Source organism: Rhodococcus sp. NPDC057014 (assembly GCF_042673295.1).
GTDB lineage: Bacteria > Actinomycetota > Actinomycetes > Mycobacteriales > Mycobacteriaceae > Rhodococcus_F.
The window spans coordinates 1-5568 of sequence record NZ_JBHUSF010000453.1; the positions used below are offsets into that span (position 1 = coordinate 1).

Below are 5568 nucleotides of genomic sequence, written 5' to 3' on the forward strand. Positions count from 1 at the left end.
CCGTCGGACAACACGGGCGGCGGTGCGCGTAGGTTCTTGACTATGGTCGAGCAGAGTCCGCTGGTCTCCCGCAGACGACAAACCCGGGATCCGTTGCCCGACGCACTGTTGCGTCGCGTCAAACAGTTCTCCGGTCGCCTCTCGACCGAGGCCGTCACGACGATGCAGGATCAACTTCCGTTCTTCGACGACCTCGACGCCGCTCAGCGTTCCAACGTGCAGTTGCTGGTCCAGACCGCGGTGGTCAACTTCCTCGAATGGCTGAAGAACCCGGACAGTGACATCCGGTTCAGCCTGGACGCGTTCCAGGTGATTCCGCAGGATCTGGCGCGCAGGCTCACGCTCAGCCAGACGGTGGACATGGTGCGGGTGGCGATGGAGTTCTTCGAGCAGTGGCTTCCGGCGCTCGCCCGGAACGATCAGCAGCTGATCGCGCTCACCGAGGCCGTGCTGCGCTACGGCCGCGAACTGGGTTTCGCGGCCGCCTCCGTGTATGCGAGTGCCGCGGAGTCCCGCGGTGCCTGGGACACGCGGCTCGAGGCCCTCGTCGTCGACGCCGTGGTCCGCGGCGACACCGGGTCCGACATGTTGTCGCGGGCGGCGACCCTCAACTGGGATGCCACCGCTCCCGCCACGGTCATCGTCGGCACACCTCCCGAGGACGAACGCGTCTCCGTCGTCGGCACCGTCCACACCATCGCGCAGAGGCACGGCCGGGCCGCTCTCGCCGTCGTGCAGGGTTCGCGGCTGGTGATGGTCGTCAGCGGCGAGCTGCAGGAGGGGTCGGGGCACTCGAGTTTCATGACCGACCTGCTCGGCAAGTTCTCGGACGAGCCGGTGATCATCGGACCGACCACGCCGACGCTCGGCGCCGCCCACTTCAGCGCCGTCGAGGCGCTTGCCGCGATGCAGGCGGTCGCCGGCTGGCGGGGCGCCCCCCGGCCCGTCCACGCGGCCGAGTTGCTACCCGAGCGGGCACTGCTCGGGGACAACGCCGCAGTCACCGCTCTCAACGACCATCTGGTCGCTCCGCTGGCGGCCGCCGGCGGTGTTCTCACCGACACTCTGGACGCGTATCTCGACTGTGGAGGTGCGGTTGAGACTTGCGCCCGGCAGCTGTTTGTTCATCCAAATACTGTGCGGTATCGACTCAAGAGAATCGCGGAGGTCACCGGGCGCGATCCGACGAATCCGCGGGATGCGTATGTGCTCAGAGTGGCTGCCACCGTGGGTCGATTGACACATTCCCATAACGAACCCATATCACGTTTAACACCAGTCACACCCTTCCCATTCGGAGAAGCAGGGCTGTAACGAACGTCTGTCCAGATTCGATGCGAGGAGCCCACGTGCAATTTTGTGGGAACCCAACAAATCCGCCGACAAAGGTTCATTCGCAACGACATCTCGCGGTACGCGGTTGACGGTGTTCTCTTGAAGAGTGATTTCGTTGCTCGCCCCGGGTCAGGGCTCTCAGACTCCCGGCATGCTCATCCCTTGGTTGGAGCTGCCGGGTTCTCATGACCGTGTCGCACTGTGGTCGAAGGCCGCCGGCCTCGACCTCGTCCGCCTCGGTACCACCGCGACGGCGGAGGAGATCACCGACACGTCGGTGACTCAGCCCCTCGTCGTGGCCGCCGCGATCCTCGCATTCGAGGAACTCGACTCGCGTGGCCTGGTTCCCGCAGACACCATCGCAGCCGGGCACTCCGTCGGTGAACTCGCCGCGGCCGCCGTCGCCGGGGTCCTCTCCGCCGACGACGCCGTCGCCCTCGCCGCGGTCCGCGGTGCGGAGATGGCCAAGGCCTGCGCACTCGAGCCGACCGGCATGTCTGCCGTCCTCGGGGGCGACGAGACCGAGGTGCTCGCCCGTCTCGACGAGCTGGGCCTCGAACCGGCCAACCGCAACGCGGCCGGCCAGATCGTCGCGGCAGGTCTGCTGACGGCGCTCGAGGAACTCGCCGCCAACCCGCCGGAGAAGGCGCGGGTGCGCGCACTGCCCGTCGCGGGCGCGTTCCACACCCGGTTCATGGCTCCCGCGCAGGAGGCCGTCACCGAGGCTGCGTCCAAGATCACACCGGGCGAACCCACCCGCACTCTGCTCTCCAACGCCGACGGCGCACCGGTCGCATCCGGAGCCGACGCACTGACTAAGCTGGCCGCGCAGGTAACCCGACCTGTGCGTTGGGACCTGTGTACCGCGAGCTTGCGGACCGCTCAGGTCTCGGCGATCGCGGAACTTCCACCAGCCGGAACCCTGGTCGGTATCGCCAAGCGTGAGATGCGCGGCACGCCGACCCTGGCACTCAAGACCCCGGGGGATATCTCCGCGCTAGCCGAACTGACAGAACTCGGCTAGTTTGCTGCGCGCACCTCGGTGCGTGCAGGGCCCGCAGGCGCGGCCGATGGGGACGTGCCTGCACAACTCCAGATACATCTACATCGAATCAGAAGGGAGCCACTCAGTGGCCGCCACCCAGGAAGACATCATCGCCGGACTCGCGGAGATCATCGAGGAGGTCACCGGTATTGAGCCGTCCGAGGTGACCATCGAAAAGTCTTTCGTCGACGACCTCGACATCGACTCCCTCTCCATGGTTGAGATCGCCGTCCAGACCGAGGACAAGTACGGGGTGAAGATTCCCGACGAGGATCTCGCCGGACTGCGCACCGTCGGTGACGCCGTGTCCTACATCCAGAAGCTCGAAGCAGAAGGTGGCGCCGACGCGGAGGCCGTGAAGGCCAAGCTCGAAGCTGCCAAGAACGACGAGGAGTGAGCTCAGCCGTGACTTCCGCCTCGACCAACGGGAGACAGTTCCCCAACATCGTCGTCACCAGCCTCGCGGCTACGACGTCGATCGCTGGTGACGTGGATGCCACGTGGAAAGGCCTGTTGGCCGGCGAGAGCGGCATCGACACCATCCAGGAAGCGTTCGTCACGGAGAACGACCTTCCGGTGACGATCGGCGGCAAGCTGAAGGTGTCGCCCGACGAGTCGCTGTCCCGGGTCGAGATCCGGCGGATGAGCTTCGTCGAGCGGCTGGCGCTCGTCCTGGGCCGTCAGGTCTGGGAGAACGCGGGAAGCCCGGAGGTCGACAAGGATCGCCTCGGCGTCGTGATCGGCACCGGGCTCGGCGGCGGCGAGGCTCTGATCGACGCCGTCGAGAAGATGAAGGCCGGTGGCTACCGCAAGGTGTCGCCGTTCGCCGTCCAGATGGTGATGCCCAACGGTCCGTCGGCCACCGTCGGACTCGAGCTGGGGGCTCGCGCCGGAGTGATCACTCCCGTATCGGCCTGCTCCTCGGGTTCCGAGGCCATCGCCCATGCGTACCGCATGCTGGTGATGGGCGACGCCGACATCATCGTCGCCGGTGGTGTGGAGGGTTACCTCGACGCCGTGCCGATCGCGAGTTTCGCGATGATGCGCGCGCTGAGCACTCGCAACGACGATCCGAAGGCGGCTTCACGGCCGTTCGACAAGGATCGCGACGGCTTCGTGTTCGGTGAGGCCGGAGCGATGATGGTCCTCGAGACCGAGGAGCACGCCAAGGCTCGCGGCGCCACCATCCACGCCCGGCTGATGGGCGCGGGGATCACCTCCGACGGGTTCCACATCGTCGCGCCCGACCCCTCGGGTTCGGGCGCTGCGCGGGCCATGACGAGGGCGATCGAGACTGCTGGATTGACGAAGAAGGACATCCAGCACATCAACGCGCACGCCACGGCCACGCCGATCGGTGACACCGCCGAGGCGAACGCCATCAAGGCTGCCGTCGGCAACCATGCTGCGGTGTACGCACCGAAGTCCGCGTTGGGGCACTCGATCGGCGCCGTCGGTGCGCTCGAGGCGGTGCTCACGGTCCTGAGTCTGCGTGACGGAGTCATTCCGCCCACGCTGAATCTCGAGAATCAGGATCCAGAGATCGACCTGGATGTCGTCAAGGGCGAAGCCCGTTACGGCGAGATCGATTTCGCGATCAACAACTCGTTTGGTTTCGGTGGGCACAACGTCGCGCTCGCCTTCGGCCGGGCCTGACAGCCGGTCCTGCTAGATCGCGGGTGGAGACCCCTTCAGTGAAGGGGTCTCCACCCATCGACAGCCCACGAGGGGCCCGCTACAGAGGAGGACGCGATGACAATCCTGGCACCCGCGACGAAGTCCGATGCGTCGATCGATCCGCGCGATCCCCTTGCGCGCCTGGAGAAGCTGTTCGACGCCGGGACGGTCGTCCCACTCCATCCGCGTGACAAGTCCGGTGTGCTGGCCGCGTCCGGCAACATCGACGGTGTCCGCACCATCGCCTACTGCTCCGATGCCACCGTCATGGGCGGCGCCATGGGTGTCGAGGGCTGCAAGCACATCGTGACGGCGATCGATACCGCCCTCGAGGAAGATGCCCCTATCGTCGGGCTCTGGCACTCGGGTGGCGCGCGTCTCGCCGAGGGCGTCGAGGCCCTGCACGCCGTCGGACTGGTCTTCGAGGCCATGGTCCGCGCGTCCGGCCGCGTCCCACAGATTTCCGTCGTCCTCGGCTTCGCGGCCGGTGGAGCGGCATACGGTCCCGCGTTGACCGACGTCGTCATCATGGCGCCCGAGGCCCGCGTATTCGTCACCGGACCCGATGTGGTCCGCAGCGTCACCGGCGAGCAGGTCGACATGGTGTCGCTCGGCGGCCCCGACACGCACACCAAGAAGTCGGGTGTGGCGCACATCGCCGCCCACGACGAGGGTGACGCGCTGCACCGGGCACGCCGCCTGGTGTCCATGTTCTGCGAGCAGGGCGAGTTCGATCAGGCCGCGGCCGCGCACGGCGACACCGATCTCCGCGCGCTCATGCCGGAGTCGGCGAAGCGCGCCTACGACGTCCGCCCGATCGTGCACGAACTTCTCGACAACGTCGAGGGCGAGTCGAGTTTCGAGGAACTGCAGGGCAATTACGCCCGCAGCATCGTCACCGGGCTCGGACGCCTCGGTGGCCGCACCGTCGGTGTCATCGCCAACAACCCGCTCCGCCTGGGTGGGTGCCTGAACTCGGAGAGCGCCGAGAAGTCGGCTCGCTTCGTCCGGCTGTGCAACGCGTTCGGCATCCCGCTGGTCGTGGTCGTGGACGTTCCGGGATACCTCCCCGGGGTGAGCATGGAATGGGAAGGCGTCGTGCGCCGCGGAGCCAAACTGCTCCACGCGTTCGCCGAGGCCACCGTGCCCCGGGTGACGGTCGTGACCCGCAAGATCTACGGCGGCGCCTACATCGCGATGAATTCCCGCGCTCTCGGTGCCACCGCCGTCTACGCGTGGCCCGACGCCGAGGTCGCAGTCATGGGCGCCAAGGCGGCAGTGGGCATCCTGCACAAGCGGGCCCTGGCCGCGGCGCCGGAAGAAGAGCGGGAGGCCCTGCACGAGCGGCTGGCCGTGGAGCACGAGAGCATCGCCGGTGGCGTCGACCGTGCCGTTGCGATCGGTGTGGTGGACGAGGAGATCGACCCGGCCAAGACGCGCAGTGTCGTCACCGCCGCCCTCGCCGCGGCCCCCGCCACCCGCGGCGACCACAAGAACATCCCGCTGTGATC

At 67.2% G+C, this 5568-nt stretch carries 5 protein-coding genes; all 5 read left to right on the forward strand.

Annotation, left to right across the window (positions count from 1 at the left end):
- Positions 1 to 42 precede the first annotated feature (42 nt).
- Positions 43 to 1314, forward strand: coding sequence for a CdaR family transcriptional regulator (locus ACFTZB_RS42540; RefSeq protein ID WP_012688158.1), 1272 nt, complete (start codon positions 43 to 45; stop codon positions 1312 to 1314).
- Positions 1315 to 1441: 127 nt separating this feature from the next.
- Positions 1442 to 2359 carry an ACP S-malonyltransferase gene (locus tag ACFTZB_RS42545; protein ID WP_378441505.1) on the forward strand — a complete coding sequence of 306 codons (918 nt, stop codon included), beginning with the start codon at positions 1442 to 1444 and terminating at the stop codon, positions 2357 to 2359.
- 106 nt (positions 2360 to 2465) lie between these two features.
- The gene (acpM, locus tag ACFTZB_RS42550) at positions 2466 to 2777 is read left to right on the forward strand and encodes a meromycolate extension acyl carrier protein AcpM (protein WP_005247839.1); all 312 of its coding nucleotides are present in this window, start codon (positions 2466 to 2468) and stop codon (positions 2775 to 2777) included.
- A gap of 8 nt (positions 2778 to 2785) precedes the next feature.
- Positions 2786 to 4036 carry a KasA/KasB family beta-ketoacyl-ACP synthase gene (locus ACFTZB_RS42555; protein WP_378441507.1) on the forward strand — a complete coding sequence of 417 codons (1251 nt, stop codon included), beginning with the start codon at positions 2786 to 2788 and terminating at the stop codon, positions 4034 to 4036.
- Positions 4037 to 4132: 96 nt separating this feature from the next.
- Entirely contained in the window at positions 4133 to 5566 is a 1434-nt protein-coding gene (locus tag ACFTZB_RS42560; protein WP_378441509.1) for an acyl-CoA carboxylase subunit beta, read from the forward strand.
- The last annotated feature ends 2 nt before the right edge of the window (positions 5567 to 5568 follow it).